This is a genomic window from Streptomyces sp. NPDC033131 (genome assembly GCF_055578365.1).
Genome location: NZ_JBVIPA010000078.1, coordinates 1 through 23,409, shown reverse-complemented (window position 1 = coordinate 23,409; position 23,409 = coordinate 1). Strand labels below are relative to the sequence as shown.

The 23,409-nt window shown below is 71.7% G+C and carries 20 protein-coding genes; 7 read left to right on the top strand and 13 right to left on the bottom strand.

The features are described 5' to 3' along the window. Positions 1-274 precede the first annotated feature (274 nt). Positions 275-1,012, bottom strand: a complete 738-nt coding sequence (locus tag ACZ5XS_RS44200; protein ID WP_468661265.1) for a uracil-DNA glycosylase — start codon at positions 1,010-1,012, stop codon at positions 275-277. Positions 1,013-1,148: 136 nt separating this feature from the next. On the opposite strand from ACZ5XS_RS44200, the gene ACZ5XS_RS44195 reads away from it, so the two are divergent. Further along, entirely contained in the window at positions 1,149-1,757 is a 609-nt protein-coding gene (locus tag ACZ5XS_RS44195; RefSeq protein WP_468661263.1) for an RNA-binding S4 domain-containing protein, read from the top strand. A 104-nt stretch (positions 1,758-1,861) separates the two neighbouring features. On the opposite strand, the gene ACZ5XS_RS44190 is transcribed toward ACZ5XS_RS44195, so the two are convergent. The 3 genes from ACZ5XS_RS44190 to ACZ5XS_RS44180 all read right to left on the bottom strand — a co-directional run bounded on the left by ACZ5XS_RS44190 (position 1,862) and on the right by ACZ5XS_RS44180 (position 4,118). Next, complete coding sequence (locus tag ACZ5XS_RS44190) at positions 1,862-2,365, bottom strand: DoxX family protein (RefSeq protein ID WP_468661261.1); 504 nt, start codon at positions 2,363-2,365, stop codon at positions 1,862-1,864. 92 nt (positions 2,366-2,457) lie between these two features. Next, positions 2,458-3,144, bottom strand: coding sequence for a class I SAM-dependent methyltransferase (locus ACZ5XS_RS44185; RefSeq protein ID WP_468661259.1), 687 nt, complete (start codon positions 3,142-3,144; stop codon positions 2,458-2,460). 74 nt (positions 3,145-3,218) lie between these two features. Next, entirely contained in the window at positions 3,219-4,118 is a 900-nt protein-coding gene (locus ACZ5XS_RS44180) for an acyltransferase domain-containing protein (RefSeq protein ID WP_468661257.1), read from the bottom strand. A 75-nt stretch (positions 4,119-4,193) separates the two neighbouring features. On the opposite strand from ACZ5XS_RS44180, the gene ACZ5XS_RS44175 reads away from it, so the two are divergent. Beyond that, positions 4,194-4,460 (top strand): DUF6343 family protein, encoded by a 267-nt coding sequence (locus ACZ5XS_RS44175; RefSeq protein WP_468661255.1) that lies wholly within the window; start codon positions 4,194-4,196, stop codon positions 4,458-4,460. A gap of 93 nt (positions 4,461-4,553) precedes the next feature. Here the strand turns inward: ACZ5XS_RS44175 and ACZ5XS_RS44170 are convergent, their stop codons facing one another. From ACZ5XS_RS44170 to rpsA, 4 genes are all read right to left on the bottom strand, one after another. Further along, entirely contained in the window at positions 4,554-4,934 is a 381-nt protein-coding gene (locus ACZ5XS_RS44170) for a tetratricopeptide repeat protein (RefSeq protein WP_217235630.1), read from the bottom strand. 49 nt (positions 4,935-4,983) lie between these two features. Then, positions 4,984-5,613, bottom strand: coding sequence for a dephospho-CoA kinase (gene coaE / locus ACZ5XS_RS44165; protein ID WP_468661253.1), 630 nt, complete (start codon positions 5,611-5,613; stop codon positions 4,984-4,986). A gap of 56 nt (positions 5,614-5,669) precedes the next feature. After that, entirely contained in the window at positions 5,670-6,608 is a 939-nt protein-coding gene (locus ACZ5XS_RS44160; protein WP_468661251.1) for a PAC2 family protein, read from the bottom strand. 291 nt (positions 6,609-6,899) lie between these two features. After that, positions 6,900-8,411, bottom strand: a complete 1,512-nt coding sequence (rpsA, locus tag ACZ5XS_RS44155; protein WP_217235627.1) for a 30S ribosomal protein S1 — start codon at positions 8,409-8,411, stop codon at positions 6,900-6,902. 302 nt (positions 8,412-8,713) lie between these two features. Between rpsA and ACZ5XS_RS44150 the strand changes: the two genes are divergently transcribed. Then, the gene (locus tag ACZ5XS_RS44150) at positions 8,714-9,598 is read left to right on the top strand and encodes a methyltransferase domain-containing protein (protein ID WP_468661249.1); all 885 of its coding nucleotides are present in this window, start codon (positions 8,714-8,716) and stop codon (positions 9,596-9,598) included. A gap of 75 nt (positions 9,599-9,673) precedes the next feature. Further along, positions 9,674-12,196, top strand: a complete 2,523-nt coding sequence (gene hrpB, locus ACZ5XS_RS44145) for an ATP-dependent helicase HrpB (RefSeq protein WP_468661247.1) — start codon at positions 9,674-9,676, stop codon at positions 12,194-12,196. Here the strand turns inward: hrpB and pgfA are convergent. The 3 genes from pgfA to ACZ5XS_RS44130 all read right to left on the bottom strand — a co-directional run bounded on the left by pgfA (position 12,186) and on the right by ACZ5XS_RS44130 (position 15,192). After that, positions 12,186-13,178: a cell envelope lipid trafficking protein PgfA gene (gene pgfA, locus ACZ5XS_RS44140; protein WP_468661245.1), complete on the bottom strand. Its 993-nt coding sequence runs from the start codon at positions 13,176-13,178 to the stop codon at positions 12,186-12,188. The two genes, hrpB and pgfA, sit on opposite strands and share 11 nt — an antisense overlap. Before the next feature lie 21 nt (positions 13,179-13,199). Then, a complete protein-coding gene (locus ACZ5XS_RS44135) occupies positions 13,200-13,334 on the bottom strand; it encodes an SPW_0924 family protein (protein WP_217235623.1) in 135 nt (44 codons plus the stop codon). A 139-nt stretch (positions 13,335-13,473) separates the two neighbouring features. Further along, a complete protein-coding gene (locus ACZ5XS_RS44130) occupies positions 13,474-15,192 on the bottom strand; it encodes a lytic transglycosylase domain-containing protein (RefSeq protein WP_468661243.1) in 1,719 nt (572 codons plus the stop codon). Positions 15,193-15,464: 272 nt separating this feature from the next. Between ACZ5XS_RS44130 and ACZ5XS_RS44125 the strand changes: the two genes are divergently transcribed. After that, positions 15,465-16,319, top strand: a complete 855-nt coding sequence (locus tag ACZ5XS_RS44125; RefSeq protein ID WP_468661241.1) for a DUF4184 family protein — start codon at positions 15,465-15,467, stop codon at positions 16,317-16,319. Here the strand turns inward: ACZ5XS_RS44125 and ACZ5XS_RS44120 are convergent. Both ACZ5XS_RS44120 and polA read right to left on the bottom strand, forming a co-directional pair. Further along, positions 16,240-16,749, bottom strand: a complete 510-nt coding sequence (locus tag ACZ5XS_RS44120) for a hypothetical protein (protein WP_468661239.1) — start codon at positions 16,747-16,749, stop codon at positions 16,240-16,242. The genes ACZ5XS_RS44125 and ACZ5XS_RS44120 overlap by 80 nt on opposite strands. 589 nt (positions 16,750-17,338) lie before the next feature. Next, on the bottom strand, positions 17,339-20,065 hold the full coding sequence (gene polA, locus ACZ5XS_RS44115) for a DNA polymerase I (protein ID WP_468661237.1): 2,727 nt from the start codon (positions 20,063-20,065) through the stop codon (positions 17,339-17,341). A 173-nt stretch (positions 20,066-20,238) separates the two neighbouring features. Here polA and ACZ5XS_RS44110 point away from each other — a divergent pair, with 173 nt between their 5' ends. Together ACZ5XS_RS44110 and ACZ5XS_RS44105 are read left to right on the top strand one after the other, a co-directional pair. Next, the gene (locus ACZ5XS_RS44110) at positions 20,239-22,518 is read left to right on the top strand and encodes an FdhF/YdeP family oxidoreductase (RefSeq protein ID WP_468661235.1); all 2,280 of its coding nucleotides are present in this window, start codon (positions 20,239-20,241) and stop codon (positions 22,516-22,518) included. A gap of 49 nt (positions 22,519-22,567) precedes the next feature. Further along, entirely contained in the window at positions 22,568-23,056 is a 489-nt protein-coding gene (locus ACZ5XS_RS44105; protein WP_468661233.1) for a PaaI family thioesterase, read from the top strand. Positions 23,057-23,409: the final 353 nt, after the last annotated feature.

The following is a 23,409-nucleotide window of genomic DNA, read 5'->3' as shown; positions in this document are numbered from 1 at the left end:
TGCAAGGCGGAGGAGGGCGTCGACGCGATGGGGGTGCCCCCGCTCGAGCGAAGTCGGGAGTGGGGGAGTCGGCAACCGACGACAACGCGGCAGATACGCGTGCCACACCCCGCGTCTGCGGCATGACCGGCCAGACAGGTCCTAGCGGGCCGCGTACTGGTCGTCAGTGCGGCACGGGGACCGGTTCCGGGCGGCCGGGTCCGACAGCCGCCGGCCGTATGCCGTGCGGCAGAAACCGCCCCCGCCCTGCGGCGCCAACGCGCCCCTGATCCTCCTACGACCCTGCCCGCAGCCCCGCCGCCTCCGCCGCCGTGCGCAGCACGTCCCGCAGCATCACGGGCGTGAGCCGGCCGGTGAAGGTGTTGCGCTGGCTTACGTGGAAGCAGCCGAAGAGTTCGAGGCCGTCGAGTGACACGTGGGTGCCGTGGGCGAAGGGCGGGCGTGGCCGGGGCACCCGCCAGCCCGCCTCCGTGAACGCGGGCAGCGCGGCCTGCCAGCCGAAGGCGCCGAGTACGACCACGGCCCGCAGCGTCGGCCGCAGCAGGTTCAGCTCCTGGAGCAGCCAGGGCCGGCAGGTGTCCCGCTCCTCGGGGGTGGGTTTGTTGGCGGGCGGGGCGCAGTGCACCGGCGAGGTGACGCGCACGCCGTGCAGTTCCAGGCCGTCGTGGGCCGAGACCGAGGTGGGCTGCGAGGCGAGCCCCACGTCGTACAGCGCCTCGTACAGGACGTCACCGGAGCGGTCGCCGGTGAACATCCGGCCCGTGCGGTTGCCGCCGTGCGCGGCCGGGGCGAGGCCGACGATCAGCAGACGGGCGTCCGGCGGACCGAAGCCGGGTACCGGCCGGCCCCAGTACGTCCAGTCGGCGAACGCGGCGCGCTTGGCGCGGGCCACCTCCTCGCGCCACTCGACCAGCCGCGGACAGGCCCGACAGCCCGCGATCCGCTCGTCAAGGCCGGCTAGTCCGTCGAGCCCGACGCGACCCACGTGACCGGAGCGCCCGCTGATGTCCATCCCTCCACCGTACGGAACGGTACTGAACCGTGGGCAAGCCCCGCCCTCGGCAGCCCGCCCGGGCCCCGCACCCCGGTCCCGGCCGGCCGGGAAAACCCATCCGACCCGCACGGCGCAGGGCACTAAAGTCGGAGGCATGGCTGCTGAGCACACGGACGACGACAGGACGGACCGGACGAACAAGGCCGACGGTTCCGCCTGGTCCGGCCGGTCCGGCGCGGGCGGGCCCGACGCCGAGGACGTGGCCGGCCAGAAGCCCGGCCCGACGGACGCGGAACCCCAGGGCGCGGCCCCCGACGACACGGACCCCAAGATCGCCGCGGCGGTGGCAGCCGCCGAGGCGGCCGGTCTGCAAAGCGGCGAGACCGTGCGCCTCGACAGCTGGGTCTGGTCGGTCCGGCTGGTCAAGACGCGGTCGATGGCAGCCACCGCCTGCCGGGGCGGGCACATCCGGGTGAACGGCGAGCGCGTGAAGCCCGCGTACTCCGTGAAGGTCGGCGACGAGGTGCGCGTACGCCAGGAGGGCTGGGAGCGGGTCGTCTTCGTCAAGCGTCTGATCCGCAAGCGCGTCGGCGCCCCCGTGGCCGCCCAGTGCTACGTCGACAACAGCCCCCCGCCCCCGCCCCGCGAGGCCATCGCCCCCGCCGGCATCCGCGACCGCGGCACGGGCCGCCCGACCAAGCGCGACCGCCGTGAGCTGGAACGCCTGCGCGGACTGCTGGAAGGCCCGCCGGAGGACCACTGACCTCGGGGGACCATTGCCCGCACCGACAGGCCGGTGACGGCGGTGGCGCCCGGGGCGGAGAACCGACCCGGACACCACCACCGTCACCGGCACGGCACACACCCTCACGCCTGTCGCCGCACCCGCACCCGCACCCGCACCAGCCGCAGCAGCTGCTCGTTGTGACCACGCCGGGCCCAGGCGATGAGGGCGAGCGGCACGATCAGGATGAGCGGTGTCGCCGCGTTCTCCCCGTTGAAGTACGTGAGCGTGACGACGAACGCCCCCGCCATCAGCCCGCTCAGCGCCACGGCCGCCACCGACTGCAGCACCGGGATCAACAGCGCGACCCCGCCGGCCAGTTCGAGGACGCCGATGGCGTACATCCCCGCGCTGCCCCACCCCATCTCGTCGAAGGCCTCGGCGGCCGAGGGGTGCGCGATCAGCTTGGGGAGCGCGCTCGCGATCACGTAGAAGAGGGCGAGGAACACCTGAAGGCCACGCAGAGCGATCCGGGCACGGCGGCCGCGAGGGGTCGCGGACTCGGCGAGGACGGGACGCGACGCACCCGCGGAGGTGGCGGCGGAGGCAGAAGTGGCGGCAGTGGCGGGGACTGCGGTCTCGGACATCGGGGTCTCCTGTGTGAAGCGGTCCGTGGTGTTTTCACAGAGGTAGACCGGCCCCCGCCCCAAAACTCATCGCTCACAGGCGACTTGCCTCCCTATGCCCGGGCCGCCGGTACCGCCCGTACCCAGATCCCATCGTCCGTCAGATAGCTGTCCACCTCCAGACCGGCCCGCGCCAGCGCCTCCTCGAACTGCTCCTTCGTCAGGGGCCTGGCCAGGAACGTCTGGGTCCATGTCGCGTCCGGGAACTCGTACTCCGCACGCACCGAGTTCACGCCGTCCCCGACCGGTTCCGAGGACGCGATGCGCAGCGTGAAGCCGCTGGGGTCGACCCGCTCGCGCGGCACGTTGGTGTGATAGTCCTCGCCCTCGCGCTGGAGCAGCACGCAGCCGTCCGTCGCGACGTGCCGCGCGCAGGTGCGCAGCAGCGCCTGCCGCTCCTCGGGGTCGCCGGTGTGCACGAGGAACGACGCGAGCATCACCACGTCGAACCGCTCGTCCAGATCGAGGTCCTCGATCGTGCTGCGTATCGTGCGGGCTCCGCGGACGCGCTCCAGCATCTCGGCGGACTCGTCGACCGCAGTGACCGTGAATCCCCGCTCCAGCAGCGGGTGGGTCATGCGCCCCACGCCGCAGCCCAGTTCCAGGATGCGCGCTCCCGCCGGCACGGCGGCGCTGACGACGTCCGGCGCGTCCCCCACCGGCAGCCGCGAGTAGAGCTCGACCGCACAGCCGTCCGGGGTGATGGCCCCCGGTCCCGTCCCCTGATGTCCCGCTCGCATGTTCAGCTCCATGCCCCTCCAACGGGCCGCGTCCGCACGCCCGTTCCCACCCGGCCGGGGTTCACCCGTTCGAGCTACAGCGGGATCCAGCCGTGGCCGATGTACCAGTGGCCCCCGGCCCGCAGATGTTCCCCCACCGCCCGTTCCACCGCGGTACGCCGCGGCAGCGCGTCCGCTTCCAGCTCCGGATCCCCGAACACGAACCGCACCGGCTCGGTGTCCACCGGTTCCGTGTCCTCGCGGGCGACCCGGAAGCGTTCCTGGAACCGGACGATGTTGGAGTCGGCCGCCAGGTACCGCTTCAACTGCGGGTCCAGCAGCCAGGAGTGACAGAGCGCGGCCCGGTACTTCTCCTCGGGGAAGTACCGGGCGAAGAACGCACCGGCCAGGGCCAGCGAGCGATCACAGGCGGCCGGTGACAGCGGGCCGAGGAAGTCGGGGATGTGGAGGTTCAGACAGGGCGTTCCGGGGGCCACGTCCAGCCCGGCCGACGCGAGCGCCCGCCCGGTCCGCTCGCCGTGCCTGGCCCGCTCGAACTGCAGCCGGCCCAGCTGGTACAGCTCGCCGCGGAAGTGACGGGTGAGCCACCGCGGGTCCTGCACACCCGTGATGCCGTACCGCCTGCGGTGCACGGTCATGCATCGCCCGAGGTCGGCGAGGGTGCGACGGGAGACATCGGAAGGGATGCCGCGCTCGCGGTGGTACGCACGGGTGTGCGGCAGCGCCGCCACGAACACGTACACGGGGAAACACCGCTGCAGGGGGCCCGACGCCCAGTCGAGGTCGAACAGGTCGACCGCGCCGTGGGTCTCCCCCGGCCCCCGGACCAGTTCCTCGACCGACGCCTCCAGCAGGCGCAGCAGCTCCGGGTCGTCCGTGACCCGTCGGCCCATGCGTACGAGTTCGTTGATGTCATCGTGCGGTACGGCGAGGTCCAGCAGCACCTCGGCCAGCTCATCGGCATCCGGAAGCACACTGCCCCCTCGGTTCGGGCCCCTTTGTGGACGTCCGCCACGAAGGGTACGTTGCAAAGAGGAGTAGTGATCCGGATGCGTACTGGCAGTGAACCGAGGACAGCGCGCAGTGCGCTGCGGTTCCGTTTCTGGCTGACCGTGTGGGGACTGGTGTGGGCCGTCTTCGGCACCGTCGCCTTCGCGCTCGCCGGGCGAACCGGGTGGGCGATCGCCTGCGGTGTGCTGTGGCTGGTGATCACCGTCGACCTGGCGGTGATCCTCCGGCACATGCGGCAGGGCCCGCACTACCAGCCGGGCCCCGACATCCCGCCCTACCGGCCGCCGGACGACCGCCGGTCTTAGAACGCCACCCTCGGCAGGCCGGCACCGGACCACACCGCGGATCACCCTCGACCGACCGACCGACTGACCGACCGCCGGCCTGGCCGGTGGCCTTCACGACTCGAAGCGGGCCGCTTGCAGGTACTGCGGGTTCGGGTCCAGCGCCGCCGCGAGGCGGAAGTGGCGCCTGGCCTGGTCGGGCCGCGCCAGGCGCTCATAGGTCCGGGCGAGCGCGAAGTGCGCGAACGCGTTGTCCGGCTCACGCTCCAGGACGATGGTGAACTCCAGCTCGGCGGGACGCAGTTGGGCGGCCGCGAAGAAGGCACGGGCGCGCAGCAGCCGGGCGGCGGTGTTCTCCGGGTGTACGGCGATGACCGAGTCGAGCAGTTTCACCGCGCCCCGGGGGTCCCGTGCGGCGAGCAGTTGCTCGGCGGCACGGAAGTCGATGACGTGCGTCTCCGGAGTACGTCCGGTGGAACCGCTGGTCTCGGGCACGGCACAGTCCTTCCCTCACTCGAAGGGTTCAACGCCCGGACAGGGGCCGCTATTCCTGAGGCGGCTGGGGCTCGGCGCCGCGCGCGTGCGTTCTGCGCACGAGGTCCGCCCATACGTCCCGCACGCGACGCTCCAGCTCCGGCAGCGGTACGTCGTTGTCGATGACGACGTCCGCGATCTCCAGGCGCTGCTCGCGCGTCGCCTGGGCGGCCATGCGCGCGCGTGCGTCCGCCTCGGTCATTCCACGCAGCCTGACGAGCCGGTCGAGCTGGGTCTCCGGGGCGACGTCGACGACGGCCACGACGTCGTACAGCGGGGCGAGGCCGTTCTCCGTGAGGAGCGGGACGTCATGGACGACGACGGCGTCATCGGCGGCGGCGGCCTCGAGTTCGTGGGAGCGGGCGCCGACCAGGGGGTGGACGATCGCGTTGAGGACGGCGAGCTTCTCGGGGTCGGCGAAGACGATCGACCCCAGCTTGGGCCGGTCCAGGGCGCCGTCGGGGGTGAGCACCTCCTCGCCGAAGGCCTTGACGACCGCGGCGAGCCCGGACGTCCCCGGCGCGACGACCTCACGCGCGATCCGGTCGGCGTCGACCAGCACGGCACCGCACGCGACGAGGAGCCGCGACACCTCACTCTTACCGGCACCGATGCCGCCGGTCAGGCCCACCTTCAGCATGAGCCGAAGCTTAGGGCCTGCCACCGACAACGCTCCCGGCGGGAGCACGACGGGGCTCAGCCCTCGCCCTCCCGCTCCGCCAGGAACCGTTCGAACTCGAGTCCGATCTCGTCCGCCGACGGGATGTCCACCGGCTCGGCGAGCATGTTGCCGCGGCTCTCGGCGCCCGCGGCGGCGTCGTACTGGTGCTCCAGTCCCTGGACGAGGGCGACGAGGTCCTCGTCCCCCTCCTGGATCTGGCGGTCGATCTCGGTCTGTGTGCGGTGGGCGTCCGTGCGCAGGGCGTGCGCGATGCCGGGCAGGACCAGCCCGGTCGCGGCCGTGATGGCCTCCAGGACGGTCAGCGCCGCGTCCGGGTACGGGGAGCGGGCGATGTAGTGCGGCACGTGCGCCGCGACGCCCAGGACGTCGTGTCCGGCCTCCATGAGGCGGTATTCGACCAGGGCCTCGGCGCTGCCGGGCACCTGGGCCTCGTCGAAGGGGCTGCGGTGGCCCGGGACGAGGTCGTTGCGGTTGCCGTGCGGGGTGAGGCCCACGGGGCGGGTGTGCGGGACGCCCATGGGGATGCCGTGGAAGTTCACGGACAGGCGCACGCCGAGGCGCTCCACGATCTGCTGGACGGCCGCGGCGAAGCGTTCCCACTCCACGTCCGGCTCGGGGCCGGACAGCAGCAGGAAGGGCGCTCCGGTGGCGTCCTGGACGAGGCGCACCTCGATGGTGGGCTCCTCGTACTCGACCCAGCGGTCGCGCTTGAACGTCAGCAACGGGCGGCGGGCACGGTAGTCCACCAGCCGGTCGTGGTCGAAGCGGGCGACGACCTGGTGCGGCAGCGAGTCGAGGAGCCGCTCGGCGATCTGGTCGCCGGTCTCACCCGCGTCGATGTATCCGTCGAAGTGGTAGAGCATGACAAGACCGGCCGACTCCTGGGCGAGCGCCATGTCGACCACGGCGAGGCCCTTCGGCTCCCATGCGTACAAACCCTGCGGATCAAGCACTGTGACCGCTCCTCCTCGTGTTCGTACTGCACAACACGGTGCAGAGCGTGGGCATTCCCGCTCACGCCCCTGATCAGGCACCTCTGACGGCCTTTTCCTGCACCGGGGCACTGCGGCACCGGATGTGCGGCCGGCGGACCCACGACGGCAAGCACGCGCGCGTGGAGGGCGGTTGCGGCCTTGCGCGCGAAGGTGAACGCCCCGTCAGGCGTCGGTGGACACACCAAGGGCCCGTACCCCACGGGGGGTACGGGCCCTTGGTTTCAAGAGCTACCGCTCAGTGATACGTGATCAGCTCTGGCCGCCGGCCAGCTTCTCGCGCAGGGCGGCAAGCGCCTCGTCCGAGGCCAGCGCACCGGAGTTGTCCGGGCCCTCGGAGGAGTACGAACCGCCACCGCCACCGCCACCGCCACCGGACGCGGCCGGAGCGGCAGCTTCGCCACCCTCGGCAGCAGCCGCAGCGTCGGCCTCGCGGGACTTGATGACCTGAGCCTGGTGCTGCTCGAAGCGCGTCTGCGCCTCGGCGTACTGGTGCTCCCAGGCCTCGCGCTGGGTCTCGTAGCCCTCGAGCCAGTCGTTGGTCTCGGGGTCGAAGCCCTCGGGGTAGATGTAGTTGCCCTGGTCGTCGTACGACGCGGCCATGCCGTACAGCGTCGGGTCGAACTCGACCGAGGCCGGGTCGGAACCGAAGGACTCGTTGGCCTGCTTGAGGGACAGCGAGATCCGGCGACGCTCGAGGTCGATGTCGATGACCTTGACGAAGATCTCGTCGTTGACCTGGACGACCTGCTCCGGGATCTCCACGTGGCGCTCGGCCAGCTCGGAGATGTGGACCAGACCCTCGATGCCCTCGTCCACGCGGACGAACGCACCGAACGGAACCAGCTTCGTGACCTTGCCGGGCACGACCTGGCCGATCTGGTGGGTCCGGGCGAACTGCTGCCACGGGTCTTCCTGCGTCGCCTTCAGCGACAGGGAGACACGCTCGCGGTCCATGTCGACGTCGAGAACCTCGACGGTGACTTCCTGGCCGACCTCGACAACCTCGGAGGGGTGGTCGATGTGCTTCCAGGAGAGCTCCGAGACGTGCACCAGGCCGTCGACGCCACCCAGGTCCACGAAGGCACCGAAGTTGACGATCGAGGAGACGACGCCGGAACGGACCTGACCCTTCTGCAGGGTGGTGAGGAACGTCTGGCGGACCTCGGACTGGGTCTGCTCCAGCCAGGCACGGCGGGACAGGACCACGTTGTTGCGGTTCTTGTCCAGCTCGATGATCTTGGCCTCGAGCTCCTTGCCCACGTAGGGCTGGAGGTCGCGGACACGGCGCATCTCGACGAGGGAAGCCGGCAGGAAGCCACGGAGGCCGATGTCGAGGATGAGACCACCCTTGACGACCTCGATGACGGTACCGGTGACGATGCCGTCCTCTTCCTTGATCTTCTCGATGGTGCCCCAGGCGCGCTCGTACTGGGCGCGCTTCTTCGAGAGGATCAGGCGGCCTTCCTTGTCCTCCTTCTGGAGAACAAGGGCTTCGATCTCGTCACCGACGGCGACGACCTCGTTGGGGTCGACGTCGTGCTTGATCGAGAGCTCGCGGCTCGGGATGACACCTTCGGTCTTATAACCGATGTCGAGCAGGACCTCGTCCCGGTCGACCTTCACGATGACGCCGTCGACGATGTCGCCGTCGTTGAAGTACTTGATCGTCTCGTCGATCGCGGCGAGGAAAGCTTCCTCGTTACCGATGTCGTTGACCGCTACCTGCGGAGTGGTAGAGGTGGTCTCGGTGCTGCTCGTCATGTGGGAAAGGGCTCCGGTACGGACAGTGAGTCGTAGGTACTGCTTACGCCGGGAGCCCGTTTCGCTCTGAAGAAGCCGGACAGCCAAGGAAGCGCCACACAAAACCACTGGTGGCGCCTCGACAACCGAGGGGACATACAACAGATGCGAGCGCGACCTGCTACGTCTGAGGTGCGCAGGCCCGCAGCGCAACTTGTAGCATACGGGGGCAGCCGGACAGGGTCAATGCGCGAAGCCGCACACCCGGGGCGGATCGCCGCATACCCGGCACAAAACCTGTCTCACGAGGCCACGCGGGCCCGATGAGGTCCCCTGCGTGCCGTCCGCCGCGACAGGTCGGACGGAAGAGGCCGCAGACTAGTACGAGGGAGCCGATCATCCAAGAGCCCGAAGCGTCCGAGCCCGAGGCCACCCGCCGCACCGCCGGTGTCACGGAGAGTTCCCGCGCCAACCGGGGCTGGTGGGACCGCAACGCGGACGAGTACCAGATCGAGCACGGCACCTTCCTCGGTGACGACCGCTTCGTGTGGAGTCCCGAGGGCCTGGACGAGGTGGAGGCCGAGCTGCTGGGCCCGCCCGAGGAGCTGAAGGGCAAGGACGTCCTGGAGATCGGCGCCGGTGCGGCCCAGTGCGCGCGGTGGCTGGCCGCACAGGGCGCCCGCCCGGTCGCCCTGGACCTCTCCCACCGCCAGCTCCAGCACGCACTGCGCATCGGCGCGGCGTTCCCCCTGGTCTGCGCCGACGCGGGCGCGCTCCCCTTCGCGGACGGCTCCTTCGACCTGGCCTGCTCGGCGTACGGCGCGCTGCCCTTCGTCGCCGACCCTGTGCTGGTCCTGAAGGAGGTCCGCCGGGTGCTGCGGCCCGGCGGCCGCTTCGTGTTCTCGGTGACGCACCCGATCCGCTGGGCGTTCCCGGACGAGCCGGGCCCGGAGGGGCTGTCGGTCTCCGCCTCCTACTTCGACCGCACGCCGTACGTCGAGCAGGAAGACGACGGCAGCGCGGTCTACGTCGAGCACCACCGGACGATCGGCGACCGGGTGCGCGACGTGGTGGCCGGGGGCTTTCGCCTGGTGGACCTGGTCGAGCCGGAGTGGCCGGCCTGGAACACCGCCGAGTGGGGCGGCTGGTCCCCGCTGCGCGGGAACCTGATCCCGGGTACGGCGATCTTCGTGTGCGAGCGGGACTGAACAACTGCGAACAGGTCTGGAAAGAGGAACGCACGCGCGCGGGGGGTCCTCTCGCGGGCGTACGACACTGGGGGCGTGATCCGTTACGACGCTTTGGACGCCCTCCCCGTACGCGGTGCCCTGCCCGGTCTGAGCGACGCCCTGGCCGGCCACGGCACCGCGGTGCTCGTCGCGCCGCCCGGCACCGGCAAGACGACCCTGGTGCCGCTTGTCCTGGCCGGTCTGCTGGGTGAGGGGCCGGCGCGGCGGGTGGTCGTGGCCGAACCGCGGCGGATCGCGGCGCGTGCGGCGGCCCGGCGGATGGCGTGGCTGCTGGGCGAGAAGGTCGGTGAGAGCGTCGGCTTCACCGTGCGCGGCGAGCGGGTCGTGGGGCGGCGCGCGCGCGTGGAGGTCGTCACGACCGGTGTGCTGTTGCAGCGGTTGCAGCGCGACCCGGAGCTGGCCGGGGTCGACGTGGTGGTGCTCGACGAGTGCCACGAGCGGCATCTGGACGCGGACACGGTGGCGGCGTTCCTGTGGGACGTACGCGAGACGCTGCGGCCTGAGCTGCGGCTGGTGGCCGCGTCCGCGACGACCGACGCGCAGGGCTGGGCGCGGCTGCTGGGCGGGGCGCCGGTCGTCGAGGCGGCGGGGACGTCGTATCCGGTGGAGGTGGTGTGGGCGCCGCCGGTGCGTCCCGTACGGCCCCCGCACGGGATGCGTGTCGACCCCGCGCTGCTGACGCATGTGGCCTCGGTGGTGCGGCGGGCGATGGCCGAGCGGGCGGGGGACATGCTGTGTTTCCTGCCGGGCGTCGGCGAGATCGCCCGGGTCGCCGGGCAGCTGGGCGATCTCGGTGGGGTGGACGTGCTCCAGGTGCACGGGCGGGCGCCCGCGGCCGTGCAGGACGCGGTGCTGGTCCCCGCCGGGCGGCGCCGGGTGGTGCTCGCGACCTCCGTGGCCGAGTCCTCGCTGACGGTTCCCGGGGTGCGGGTCGTCGTCGACTCCGGGCTGGCGCGGGAGCCACGGGTCGACCACGCGCGCGGGCTGAGCGCGCTGACGACGGTACGGGCCTCGCAGGCCGCGGGGCGGCAGCGGGCCGGGCGGGCCGGGCGTGAGGCGCCGGGTGCGGTGTACCGGTGCTGGACGGAGGCCGAGGACGCCCGTCTGCCGCGTTTCCCCTCGCCGGAGATCAAGGTGGCCGACCTGACGGCGTTCGCCTTGCAGACGGCCTGCTGGGGCGATCCGGAGGCCACCGGGCTGGCGCTGCTGGATCCACCGCCGGGTGGGGCGATGGCGGCGGCGCGGTCGGTGCTGACGGCCGTGGGAGCGGTCGACCGGGCCGGCCGGGCCACGGAGCGAGGGGTGCGGCTGGCCCGGCTGGGCCTGCATCCCCGGCTGGGGCGGGCGCTGCTGGACTCGGCCGCGGTGGTGGGGGCGGAGCGGGCCGCCGAGGTGGTCGCCCTGCTGAGCGAGGAGCCGCCCCGGGAGTACGGGGACGACCTGGCGGCTGCTCTGCGGGCCGCCCGGCGCGGCGGTGACCCCTATGCCGGGCGGTGGCGTGCGGAGGTGCGGCGACTGCGGGCCCTCGCCACGGAGACCTCCCGGCCGCCCACCCGTGACGAGGGTTCGTCGCCGTACGCCGGTGAGGACGGTCTCGTCGGCCTCGTCGCCGCTCTCGCCTTCCCCGAGCGGGTCGCCAAGTCCGACGGCGCTTCCTACCTCATGGTGTCCGGGACCCGTGCCGAGGTCGGCGACGGCACCGGCCTGCGCGGTGCCCCCTGGATCGCCGTCGCCGTCGCCGACCGGCCCGTCGGCAAGGGGCACGCACGCGTGCGGCTCGGTGCCGTGGTGGACGAGAACGTCGCCCGGCGGGCGGCGGGGACGCTGGCGCAGACGCGGGACGAAGTCCACTGGGCCGACGGTGACGTCGTCGCCCGGCGGGTGGAGCGGCTGGGGGCCGTCGAGGTGGCGGTGCGCCCCCTCAAGAACGCCGACGCCGCTCTCGTACGGGAAGCGCTCCTTGAAGGGCTGCGCCAAGAGGGGTTCGGGTTGCTGCGGTGGCCGGCCGAGGCCGTCGCACTGCGGCAGCGGCTCGCCTTTGTGCACCAGCACCTCGGGGAGCCGTGGCCCGACGTCCGCGACGACGCGCTCCACGCGCGCGTGGACGAGTGGCTGGAGCCCGAGCTCGGGCGGGCGCGCCGGCGTGCCGATCTCGCGCGGATCGATGCCGGGCAGGGGCTCAACCGGCTGCTTCCCTGGGCCACGGGCGAGGCCGGGCGGCTGGACGAACTGGCGCCCGAGCGGATCGCCGTACCCAGCGGGTCCCGGATCAGGATCGACTACACCCATCCCGAACAGCCCGTACTGGCCGTGAAGTTGCAGGAGATGTTCGGCCTGCAGGAGTCGCCGTCGGTGGCGGGCGTCCCCCTCCTCGTCCATCTCCTGTCCCCCGCCGGGCGGCCCGCCGCCGTCACCGCCGACCTCGCGTCCTTCTGGAAGGACGGCTACAAGGGCGTACGGGCGGAACTGCGCGGCCGGTATCCGAAGCATCCGTGGCCGGAGGATCCGGCCGGCGCGGAGCCGACGCGGTACACCAACGCGCGGCTCAGGCGGTGACCGGCTCCGGTTCCGTGGCGTCCGTCGCGGCCGGGCCGTCCGGGCGGCGGCCGCGGGCCTCCAGGTAGAGGGACAGGGACAGCAGCGCGATGCCCAGCGCCAGGAAGCCCCAGGGCAGGTACGACGTCAGGAGCAGGATCAGCGTGCGGTTGGACTTGACCAGGTCGACGGTGTGCTCGATGTAGTCCTCGCGCATCTTCACGTGGCCGGCGAACGCGGTCACCTTCTCCCTGCCGCCGAGGAGGCTGCCGCCGCGCAGTTCCTCCCGGTGGATCTCCTCGCCGTAGACGGGGGCGCCGGTGAGGGGCTCGACCCAGAACCTGCGGACCGTGGTGTACCAGCGGGTGGTGCCGGTCTCGGCGACCGACTCGGGGGTGATGCCCTGGACGGGCAGGGTCTTGGGGAAGGGCACCTTGGTCCAGGGAACGGTCTGCTCGAAGTAGTAGACCTCGACGCCCCGGAAGTCCTGGGTGCCCTTGTAGTGGATGGGGGCCGTGATGCGCGCCTGCGCGTCGAAGTACTCGTAGTCCCGTTTCTCCGTCAGGAAGGGCCACTTGAACTCGAGGCCCTTGCGGGTGACCGGGTCGCCGTCGACCGACTCGCCGGTGGCGTGGACGGGTTCCTGGGTGTGGGCGTCGAAGATGTAGCGCTCGGGCATCTTGGAGACCATGTTGCCGTCGGGGCCCTGGACGTAGGACAGGCCGTCCCAGACCACGACGTCCCTGCCCGTCGTCTTCTCGATGTCCTCGGAGGCCTCCACGTTGCCCTTGAGGGTCTGGACGACGGTGACCTTGGGGACCTTCTTCGCCTTCATGGAGCCGTAGTCGAGGAGGGTGGCGTCCTTCGCCTCCAGCACCATGTCCTGGTACTGGTGGGCGGGGACCTTGGCCAGGCGCGGGAAGGCGTACCAGCGCAGCAGTGGGGACAGGGCCGTGAGGAACACGGCGAGGGCGAGCAGGACGAGACTGGACTTGCGGCGCATCTCGGTCTCCCTCGCGAGTCGTTACGGGTGTGCGGGCACCGTCGTCAACAGCGGCTTCGGGGACGTCTCGCCCGTCGGCGCGCCCATGGCCGTGACGGTGAGGACCAGGGCGAGCGCGACGGCGAGACCGGTCGCGGCGGCGATCAGGGCGCGCATACCTGCCTCCGGAACTGGAACTGATACATCGTCAGGTCCGGCACGGTAGCAACGGGGGGCCGAGATGAGAACACGTTGCACACACAACGACGGCGCCCCTCCGCCGGGAGGGGCGCCGTCGTGGTCGTACGGAGGTCAGCTACGCGGAGGGGCTCGCCGACGGGCTCGGCGAGGACGTCTGGGCCGCCGCGACGGTCAACTGGACGTTGATCGCCGCGCCACCGGCCGTGGTGATGCGGAGCAGGTACGTGCCGGCGTTGTCGTCGGCGTACAGCTTCGGCAGCTTCAACACACCGTTGGCGTCCGTCTCCAGGCCGGTCAGGGTGCGTACGGTCTTGCCGTCCGCGTCCTTGAAGTAGGGGCCCTTGTCGTTCTCGGTCGGGTCGAGCACCGATGTGATCAGCGTGGCGGTGGCGGCCACCTTGTCCGCCACCTCGCCGTCGTACGTCGCCTTCACCTCGACCTGCTCGGCGAACTCGCCGCCCGCTACGCAGGTCAGCGCGGTGTCGCTGGTGCGGGTGAGGGTGTCGGCGGCGCGCTCGGCGACGGTGGCCTTGTAGTCGAGGCCGGTGATCGAGCGGCCCACCACGGTCGCCCGGACGGTGAAGTCGCCCGTCTTCTCGCCAGCCTGCAACGCGGGCGCGACGGCCACACCGGTGCTGTTGGTGACGACCGTGGCGACGCTCTCGCCGCCGGTGAAGGTGGCGTCGGTGGCACCGACGATCGTGAACCGTACGCGGACCTTGGCGACGGCCGCGCCTGCCTTCGTCTCGGCCCGGGTGCTGACCTTCTCGGTGAACACGTCGCCCGCCTGCGCGGTGAGCCTGGCGGTGCCCGCGTCCTCCAGGTGGTCCACCGTGTCGGTGGGAGTGGGGGGCGTGGACGGAGGCGTGGTGTTCGGCGGGGTCGTCGGAGGCGGCGTCGGGTTCGGCGTGCCGGTGCCGGGCTTCTCCGGCCTGGGGCTGGGCTGGTCCGAGGCCGGCGGCGACGGCGGCGGCGGCGTGGGGCTCACCGTGTCGTTGTCGTCACTGCGGTTGCCGGGCACGGTGCCGGTGCCGTCCGGGATCTCGTGGGTGCCCTTGCGGTAGTACTCCAGCCACGACAGGACCGTGTTCAGGTACTCCTGCGAGTGGTTGTAGCTGAGGATCGCGCTGTTGAGGTCGGCCTGGGTGGACAGGTCCCAGCCGAAGCGGCACAGGTAGTGGCCGGCCGCGAGCGCGGCGTCGTAGATGTTGTTGGGGTCCTTCTTGCCGTCGCTGTTGCCGTCGCGGCCCGCCCACTTCCAGGTGGACGGGATGAACTGCATGGGGCCGACGGCCTGGTCGTACGCGCTGTTGTCGTCGTACGCGCCGTTGTCGGTGTCCTTGATGAGCGCGAAGCCGTTGCCGTCGAGCTGCGGGCCGAGGATCGCGGACGTCGTGGTGCCGTTCGCGTCGACCTTGCCGCCGCGGGCCTGGCCCGACTCGACCTTGCCGATGGCGGCGAGGAGTTCCCAGGGCAGGTTGCAGCCGGGCTTGGCCGACTGCAGTGCGGACGCGGCCTTCTTGTAGGCGTCGAGGACGGTCGCGGGGATGCCCGCCTCGGTCGGCCCCCGGGAGGCGGGCGTGCCGATGGTCGGCGAAGGGCTCGGGCTGTTGAGCGGGGGGAGGTCCGTGTAGTACGGCGAGTTGCCGGTCGCGCCGCCCTTGTCGGCGGTCACGTCGGGCGCGCTGTCGGCGCCGGTGGTGGCCGGTCTGCCGCTCTGGTCGTCGGCCGTCGCGCCCGGTCCCTGCGATGCGGACAGGGCCGCGACCGCGAGCGCGGCCACGGCGGTGGTTGCCGCGCTCTTGCGCAGCCTCCTGCCGAATTGCGCCGCCATAAAGTGAACCCCTCCCGCGGACGCCCGAGCGCCCGTCTGTGTCTGTCGTGCTCGACTGCGTTCGACCTGTTGTGACGATCGACTCGCCCCGAGGGTTGCCCCCTGCGGCGAGGTTCATGTCCCGTTCGGCTGTCCGACCACGCTCCCCGGCCCGGCGACCCAAGCGACCCTACGACAACTTCCTTTCCTCGGGCACCCGTTCGTGCCCGATTTTCACCGGTTGGCCATGTGGGATCGTGTCGTGATCGGTCAATCGCCTTGAAGGAGCCCCGTTGCCGTTCACCCTGAGCCATGCGGCAGCCGTACTGCCCGCCGTGCGCACCGACGGAAGCGGCCGGGGCCGACTGGTGCCCGCGGCACTCGTGGCGGGCTCCTTCGCGCCCGACATGACCTACTACGCGGCGAGTGTCGTGCCAGGGGCCATGGGGTTCGGCGAGTTCACACACTCCTTCCCCGGAGTCTTCACGCTCGACGTGCTGGTGGCCTGGGCGCTCGTCGGACTGTGGCTGCTGGTGCGCGAACCGCTGGTGGCGCTGCTGCCGCCGGCCCGGCAGGGGCGCGTCGCCACGCTGTCGCGCTGCGGGACACCACGCGCGCGCGTACGGCCCGCTTCGGCGGCGTGGTGGTACGTGTCCGCCGCGCTCGGTGCGCTGACCCACGTCGTGTGGGACGCGTTCACCCACCTCGACCGGTGGGGGATGCGAATGTTCCCCGTCCTCGGCGAGAAGGTGGCGGGCTCCCCTTTGTACTGGTACCTGCAGTACGGCGGCTCCGCGGTGGCCGCGGTCGTGATCGCCGTGTTCGTCGCGTACGCGCTGCGGCGGGCGCCCGCGGCCGACCCGGTGGGCGTTCCGGCGCTGTCGGTGCGGGACCGGTGGTGGGCCGGCACCGTGATCGGCGGGTGCGCGGCGGTCGGGGCGGTGCAGCGGGCGACGCGATGGTGGGACTACTGGGGGTCCACCGCGAAACCCTGGGAGCTGATTCCGACGCTCTGCTTCGGGGCGGGCGCGGGCCTGGTCCTGGGGGTTGTGCTGTACGCCGCCGGGGTCAGGGTGTGGCGTCCGGCCCGCCGGTCCGACGCTGCGGGAGTGGGCGAGGGAGAGCGGAGCGGTCAGGCCGCTCGCTGACGGCGGTGAACACCGTGAACGTGGGCATCTGTCGGGACCGTGGCAGCAGGGTGAGGGCCAGCGCCAGGTAACCGCGGCCCAGATCCGCCCACAGCCGCCAGACGGGCGCCTCACGTTCCTGCCGTACGGCGTTCCGCTCGCGGCGGACCAGACGACGCCGAGTGCCTGCGACGGCGTGACGCACCGCTGTCGCGAGGCCGACGGGGATGCTGGCGCTGCCGGCGGCCGTGGCCCGGCGAAGAGGCGCTGCCAGGCCGTCGGGGACGGCGGCGGTCACCCGGCCCAGGACGGTCGGCACATCGCCGGGGATGCGGGCGGTGCTTGCGGCGGCCGCGAAGGCCGGGACCGGCGGCGGGGGCGGTGCAGGCGGGGCCGTCTCGGCGTGCGCCCGTGCGTGGGCCGTCCGGCGGTGAAGCGTGCGTATACCCATGGCCGCATCCTTACGGGCGCGGGCACCGGGGGGCGTCTTCGCGGGGGCCACGCGAGTGACGGGGCCCTCCCGGGGCGGGGCGGGGTTGTGCGGGCCGGGCGTCCCCGAACCGGCCTGACCCGGAGCCGGGCGCTCCCCGAACCAGCCTGACCCGGAGCCGGGCGCTCCCCGAACCAGCCTGACCCGGAGCCGGGCGCTCCCCGAACCGGCCTGACCCGCAACCGGGCGTCCCCGAACCAGCCTGACCCGCAACCGGGCGTCCCCGAACCAGCCTGACCCGCAACCGGGCGTCCCCGAACCAGCCTGACCCGGAGCCGGGCGTCCCCGAGCCGGCCGCAACCCGCGCCGAGCGCTCCGCAGCAGGCCCGGCCCTGACGGAGTCCTCCCCAGACCCAGCGCCCGCCGGAGCCGAGCCCTCAACGGCGGAGGGCCCGTCGTCCGAAGCGGGGCCCCTACGGCACGGCCCCCTCGCCCGGAACCAGGCCCCGAACAGCACAAGACCCCTCACCCCGAGCCGTGCCCCGAACGGCGGAGGGCCCGTCGTCGCGTCCCGTGCGACGAGCGAGGCCTCCGCCCGGCCACCCGGAGGCTAGTGCGCTGCCGATTCCCAGTCCGGGCCGACGCCCACCGAGACGTCCAGGGGGGCCCGGAGGTGGACGGCGTTGGCCATTTCGTGGCGGAGGAGTTCTTCGGTGGCCGCTCGCTCGCCGGGGGCGATTTCCAGGACGATTTCGTCGTGGACCTGAAGGAGCATGCGGGACTTGAGGTCCGCCTTCTCCAGCGCCTGGCCCACCTTGAGCATGGCGATCTTGACGATGTCCGCGGCGGTGCCCTGGATGGGGGCATTGAGGGCCATGCGCTCGGCCGCCTCGCGGCGCTGGCGGTTGTCGCTGTTGAGGTCGGGGAGGTAGCGGCGGCGGCCGAAGAGGGTCGCCGTGTAGCCCGTCGCCCTCGCCTCGTCCACGGCCCGGCGCAGATAGTCCCGCACCCCGCCGAACCGCTCGAAGTACGCGTCCATGAGGGTGCGGGCCTCGGCCGCCTCGATGTTCAGCTGCTGGGAGAGGCCGAAGGCCGACAGCCCGTACGCCAGGCCGTACGACATCGCCTTGATCTTGCGCCGCATCTCGGCGTCCACCGCGGTGGGCTCCACGGCGAACACCTGCGCGGCGGCCGTCGTGTGCAGGTCCTCGCCGGAGGTGAACGCCTCGATCAGGCCCGCGTCCTGAGACAGGTGGGCCATCACCCGCAGTTCGATCTGGCTGTAGTCGGCCGTCATGAGCGATTCGAAGCCCTCGCCGACCACGAAGCCGCGGCGGATGGCCCTGCCCTCGTCGGTGCGGACCGGGATGTTCTGCAGGTTCGGGTCCGTCGAGGAGAGACGGCCGGTCGCCGCCACCGTCTGGTTGAACGTCGTGTGGATGCGGCCGTCCGTCGCGATCGACTTGATGAGGCCCTCGACGGTGACGCGCAGCTTGGCCTGCTCGCGGTGCCGGAGCATGATCACCGGCAGCTCGTTGTCCGTCTGGGTCGCCAGCCACGCGAGGGCGTCGGCGTCGGTCGTGTAGCCGGTCTTCGTCTTCTTCGTCTTCGGCAGGGCGAGCTCGCCGAAGAGGACCTCCTGGAGCTGCTTGGGCGAACCCAGGTTGAACTCGTGCCCCGCCGCCGCGTGCGCCTCCTTCACGGCCTGCTGCACGGCACCCGCGAACATCTGCTCCATGGCCTCCAGATGGGCCCGGTCGGCCGCGATGCCGTGCCGCTCCATCCGGGCCAGCAGGGCCGAGGTGGGCAGTTCCACGTCACCCAGCAGCTCCACGGCGCCGACCTCCTGGAGGCGGCCCTCGAAGGCCTCACCCAGGTCGAGGACGGCTCGGGCCTGGATCATCAGGGACTCCGCCTCGGCGCCGTCGTCCGCGCCGAAGGCCAGCTGGCCGTCGGCCGCCGCGGCGGGGGCCAGCTCCCGGTGCAGGTACTCCATGGACAGCGCGTCCAGATCGAAGGAGCGGCGGCCCGGCTTGACCAGGTAGGCGGCGAGCGCGGTGTCCATGCGCACGCCTTCGACCGTCCAGCCGTGCTCGGCGAAGACGCGCATGACGCCCTTGGCGTTGTGGAGGATCTTCGGCTGGTCCGCGGCGGCGAGCCAGGCCGCGAACGCCCTCTCGTCGGCCTCGTCCAGCTGGGACGGGTCGAACCAGGCGGCCGGCCCGCCGGCCGCGGCGAGCGCGATCTCGGCGACCGAGCCGGTGCCGAGCGCCCAGGTGTCGACCGTGGCCACGCCGAGGATGCCGGTGCCGTGCCCGGCGAGCCAGCCGGACAGCTCGCCCGTGCCCAGCACCGTGCCGTCCAGCTCGACGCCGCCCGTGATCACCGGCGTCGTCTCGGCCTCCTCGGCACCCGGGTCGACGGCCAGCAGCCGCTCACGCAGTGAGGGGTTCCTGATCTCCAGGGTGTCGAGGATCATCGCGAGCGCCTTGCGGTCGTACGGCGCGCGCTCCAGGTCGGCGACCGTCTTCGGCAGCTCCACGGTCCGCACCATCTCGGTCAGCCGCCGGTTGAGCTTGACGGCCTCCAGGTGCTCGCGGAGGTTCTGCCCGGCCTTGCCCTTGACCTCCTCGACCCGCTCGACGAGGTCCGCGAACGAGCCGAACTGGTTGATCCACTTCGCGGCCGTCTTCTCGCCGACGCCCGGGATGCCCGGCAGGTTGTCGGACGGGTCGCCGCGCAGGGCCGCGAAGTCGGGGTACTGCGCGGGCGTCAGGCCGTACTTCTCGACGACCTTCTCCGGGGTGAACCGGGTCAGCTCGGAGACGCCCTTCGTCGGGTACAGCACCGTGGTGTGTTCGCTGACCAGCTGGAAGGAGTCACGGTCGCCGGTGACGATCAGCACGTCGAAGCCCTCGGCCTCGGCCTGCGTGGCGAGGGTGGCGATGACGTCGTCCGCCTCGAAGCCGTCGACGGCGAAGCGCTGCGCGTGCATCGCGTCGAGCAGCTCGCCGATCAGCTCGACCTGGCCCTTGAACTCGTCCGGGGTCTTGGAGCGGTTCGCCTTGTACTCGGTGAACTCCTCGGAGCGCCAGGTCTTGCGGGACACGTCGAAGGCCACCGCGAAGTGCGTGGGCGCCTCGTCGCGCAGGGTGTTCGCCAGCATCGACGCGAAGCCGTAGATCGCGTTCGTCGGCTGGCCCGTCGCGGTCGTGAAGTTCTCCGCGGGCAGCGCGAAGAACGCGCGGTAAGCCAGCGAGTGCCCGTCCATGAGCATCAGGCGGGGCCGGTCGCCGCCGGAGGTGTGTGCGGTCGTCTTCGATGCTGTTTCTGCCACGCCCCCGATCCTGCCACGAGCCACTGACACTCAGACCCGCCCGCCGCCGACGGCCCCTCCCCAGCGGCACCCACCGCAACCGTCGCCCTGGCCCGCACCGACCTCGACCCGGTCGTTGTCACCGGCACGTGGGAGGATCGAAGAGGTACTTCACATGCGAAGGAGAGCGCGCGATGGCAACGAAGCCGCCCAAGGCAGATCCGGTTCAGGACGCGCCACAGGTCGCCGAGCCGAAGCATGCGGCTGCGGGGATCCCGGCCATCGGGCACTCCCTGCGCATGGCGCAGCAGCAGATGGGCGTGAAGCGCACCGCCCTGACCCTCCTGCGCGTCAACCAGAAGGACGGCTTCGACTGCCCGGGCTGCGCCTGGCCGGAGCCGGAGCACCGGCACGCGGCGGAGTTCTGCGAGAACGGCGCGAAAGCGGTCGCCGAGGAGGCCACCCTGCGCCGGGTCACCCCGGAGTTCTTCGCCGCGCACCCCGTCGCCGACCTCGCGACCAGGAGCGGCTACTGGCTGGGCCAGCAGGGCCGGCTGACCCACCCCGTGTATCTGCCCGAAGGCGGCACCCACTACGAGCCGGTGACCTGGGAGCGCGCCTTCGACATCGTCGCCGAGGAGATCACCGCTCTCGCCTCCCCCGACGAGGCCCTCTTCTACACCTCCGGGCGCACCAGCAACGAGGCCGCCTTCCTCTACCAGCTCTTCGCCCGCGAGCTCGGCACGAACAACCTGCCGGACTGCTCCAACATGTGCCACGAGTCCTCCGGTTCCGCCCTGACGGAGACCATCGGCGTCGGCAAGGGCAGCGTCCTGCTCGAAGACCTCTACAAGGCCGACCTGATCGTCGTCGCCGGCCAGAACCCCGGCACCAACCACCCGCGCATGCTCTCCGCCCTGGAGAAGGCCAAGGCCAACGGCGCGAAGATCATCAGCGTCAACCCGCTGCCCGAGGCCGGCCTGGAGCGCTTCAAGAACCCGCAGACCCCCCAGGGCATGCTCAAGGGCGCAGCGCTCACCGACCTGTTCCTGCAGATCCGCATCGGCGGCGACCAGGCCCTCTTCCGCCTCCTGAACAAGCTCATCCTCGAGACGGAGGGCGCGGTCGACGAGGAGTTCGTCCGCGAACACACCCACGGATACGAGGAGTTCGCAGCCGAGGCCCGGGCAGCCGACTGGGACGAGACGCTCACCGCCACCGGCCTCTCCCAGCAGGACATCGAACAAGCCCTCGGCATGGTCCTCGCCTCGAAGCGCACGATCGTGTGCTGGGCGATGGGCCTCACCCAGCACAAGCACTCCGTGCCGACCATCCGCGAGGTGGTCAACTTCCTCCTCCTGCGCGGAAACATCGGCCGCCCCGGCGCGGGCGTGTGCCCGGTGCGCGGCCACTCCAACGTGCAGGGCGACCGCACCATGGGCATCTTCGAACGCCCCTCGCCCGACTTCCTGGACGCCCTGGAGAAGGAGTTCGGCTTCGCGCCGCCCCGGCACCACGGCTACGACGTCGTACGCGCCATCCGCGCGATGCGCGACGACAAGGCGAAGGTCTTCTTCGCCATGGGCGGCAACTTCGTCTCGGCCTCCCCCGACACCGACGTCACGGAGGCGGCCATGCGACGCGCACGCCTCACCGTGCACGTGTCGACGAAACTCAACCGCTCACACGCCGTCACGGGTGCGCGTGCCCTCATCCTCCCCACCCTCGGCCGCACCGAACGCGACCTCCAGGGCAGCGGCGAACAGTTCGTCACCGTCGAGGACTCCATGGGCATGGTGCACGCCTCCCGCGGCCGCCTGGAGCCCGCGAGCAGCCACCTGCTGTCCGAGCCGGCGATCGTGTGCCGCCTCGCCCGCCGCGTGCTCGGCGAGGACAGCAAGGTGCCGTGGGAGGAGTTCGAGAAGGACTACGCCACCGTCCGCGACCGCATCGCCCGCGTCATCCCCGGATTCGAGAACTTCAACACGCGCGTGGCGGACCCCGGCGGCTTCGCCCTCCCCCACGCCCCGCGCGACGAACGCCGCTTCCCCACGGCCACCGGCAAGGCCAACTTCACCGCCGCGCCCGTCGAGTACCCGAAGCTGCCCGAAGGCCGCCTCCTCCTGCAGACCCTGCGCTCGCACGACCAGTACAACACCACGATCTACGGCCTCGACGACCGCTACCGAGGCATCAAGAACGGCCGCCGGGTCGTCCTGGTGAACCCCGAGGACGCTCGCACCCTGGGCGTCACCGACGGGTCGTACGTCGACCTCGTCAGCGAGTGGAAGGACGGGACCGAGCGGCGGGCACCCGGATTCCGGGTCGTGCACTACCCGACAGCACGGGGCTGTGCGGCCGCCTACTACCCCGAGACCAACGTCCTCGTCCCCCTCGACGCCACCGCCGACACCAGCAACACCCCGGCCAGCAAGTCCGTCGTCGTACGTCTGGAACAATCGGCAACCGACTGAGCGCTTGCTCAGCCGAGACAGCCGTACCGATCGAACGGAGCCGGGCGCCATGGGCGAGCAGCAGCACGTGAAGTTCCCGCAAGAGGTCATCGACGAATACGCCGCGCTCGGGGTGGACCTCCTCTCACTGTTCTCCGCGGGCCACCTCGGCACGCGGATGGGCGTACAGATCGTCGAGGCGTCGGCGGAGCGGGTCGTCGGAAAGATGCCGGTCGAGGGGAACACCCAGCCGTACGGGCTGCTGCACGGGGGCGCGTCCGCCGTACTCGCCGAGACACTCGGCTCCGTGGGAGCGATGCTGCACGGCGGCAGCTCGAAGATCGCGGTCGGCGTCGACCTCAACTGCACGCACCACCGGGGAGCCCGGTCGGGACTGGTCACCGGAGTCGCGACGCCCGTGCATCAAGGACGGTCCACGGCGACGTACGAGATCGTCATCAGCGACGAGGCGGGGCGACGGGTGTGCACCGCCCGCCTGACCTGCCTCCTGCGGGACGCGTCACCCGCCGACGAGGCCAACATCCGCGCCGCGCGATGACCATGCCACTCGCCTGACCGCACCCGGCGCCGGTGCAAGCACCCCTGGGGGCTCCGCCCCCAGACCCCCGGGCCTATTGCCCACCCACCACCCGACCCGGTCGGCCGAAAGGTGAACCTCTCCTGAGGGCTGCACCCTCAGACCACCTGACCTGTGCCCCCCACCACCCGACCCGGTCGGCCGAGAGGCGGGCCTCGCCCGGCCGCCACCGGCGTCACAAGGTGCGCGCACCCGCACCCGCGTACGGCGGCAAGGGGACGTGTCGGGGGGTGTCCGCCCGCAGCGGTTGGCGCGTCAACGCCGGCACCTCGGTAGGCAACCGATTCCGCGCCGTTCCGAGGACGGACACCCCT

Coding starts and splice junctions, on each gene's coding strand:
- ACZ5XS_RS44135 (WP_217235623.1), bottom strand. CDS start 13,334: ATGCGCGCCCTGATCGCCGCCGCGACCGGTCTCGCCGTCGCGCTCGCC.
- ACZ5XS_RS44150 (WP_468661249.1), top strand. CDS start 8,714: ATGAGGTCCCCTGCGTGCCGTCCGCCGCGACAGGTCGGACGGAAGAGG.
- ACZ5XS_RS44190 (WP_468661261.1), bottom strand. CDS start 2,365: ATGTCCGAGACCGCAGTCCCCGCCACTGCCGCCACTTCTGCCTCCGCC.
- ACZ5XS_RS44105 (WP_468661233.1), top strand. CDS start 22,568: ATGGGCGAGCAGCAGCACGTGAAGTTCCCGCAAGAGGTCATCGACGAA.
- coaE (WP_468661253.1), bottom strand. CDS start 5,613: ATGCTGAAGGTGGGCCTGACCGGCGGCATCGGTGCCGGTAAGAGTGAG.
- ACZ5XS_RS44195 (WP_468661263.1), top strand. CDS start 1,149: ATGGCTGCTGAGCACACGGACGACGACAGGACGGACCGGACGAACAAG.
- ACZ5XS_RS44110 (WP_468661235.1), top strand. CDS start 20,239: ATGGCAACGAAGCCGCCCAAGGCAGATCCGGTTCAGGACGCGCCACAG.
- ACZ5XS_RS44120 (WP_468661239.1), bottom strand. CDS start 16,749: ATGGGTATACGCACGCTTCACCGCCGGACGGCCCACGCACGGGCGCAC.
- rpsA (WP_217235627.1), bottom strand. CDS start 8,411: ATGACGAGCAGCACCGAGACCACCTCTACCACTCCGCAGGTAGCGGTC.
- ACZ5XS_RS44130 (WP_468661243.1), bottom strand. CDS start 15,192: ATGGCGGCGCAATTCGGCAGGAGGCTGCGCAAGAGCGCGGCAACCACC.
- ACZ5XS_RS44175 (WP_468661255.1), top strand. CDS start 4,194: ATGCGTACTGGCAGTGAACCGAGGACAGCGCGCAGTGCGCTGCGGTTC.
- ACZ5XS_RS44185 (WP_468661259.1), bottom strand. CDS start 3,144: ATGCGAGCGGGACATCAGGGGACGGGACCGGGGGCCATCACCCCGGAC.
- ACZ5XS_RS44200 (WP_468661265.1), bottom strand. CDS start 1,012: ATGGACATCAGCGGGCGCTCCGGTCACGTGGGTCGCGTCGGGCTCGAC.
- pgfA (WP_468661245.1), bottom strand. CDS start 13,178: ATGCGCCGCAAGTCCAGTCTCGTCCTGCTCGCCCTCGCCGTGTTCCTC.